At 55.5% G+C, this 458-nt stretch carries 1 protein-coding gene; it reads right to left on the bottom strand.

Annotated elements, in window-relative coordinates; translation table 11 throughout:
* On the bottom strand, positions 1-458 hold a 458-nt coding region (locus tag ACF8GF_RS10090; RefSeq protein WP_392488087.1), incomplete at both ends, for a transposase.

Here is a 458-nt window from a genome sequence, read left to right as displayed (position 1 = left end):
TAGATCGAGGCTTCCCAATTCTCGGGCAAGGCATCGCGGTGAGCCTGTTCAACACTTCGCTTGAGCAAGGCCAGAACGTTGTATGCCAGCACGGCAGTGGTGAATCCAAGCAAGGCGGCTCGCGGACTGCCGAGGGTTTCAATTTCACTTTCCAGAATTGCTTCCAACCGCTGGAACATCCCTTCAATACTCCAGCGGCGCCGATAGAAGTCTGCGATCTGTTGCGCACTGATGCTCTCGGGCAGGTTGCTCCAGAACATCAAGCTGTTATCACCTGAGTCGTTTGGTGAATGAAGCGTTAACTCGACACGTCGCCAGCGGTGCCCGCCTTTTACTTCGATGGATTGCTCGCGCACAGTGCCTGTGGCGACGGGCATCGGTGCTTGCCACTCACCTTCCTGGATCAAGCGTGGATGCTTGGCCTGCTGGCGAATGACAAATGATGTCTTCACCTGTTC

The sequence above is a fragment of the Pseudomonas sp. yb_5 genome (assembly GCF_043103865.1).
Lineage (GTDB): Bacteria > Pseudomonadota > Gammaproteobacteria > Pseudomonadales > Pseudomonadaceae > Aquipseudomonas > Aquipseudomonas putida_Y.
The sequence above is the reverse complement of the archived record's forward strand: the minus strand, read 5'-3'. Positions and strand labels throughout refer to the sequence as shown.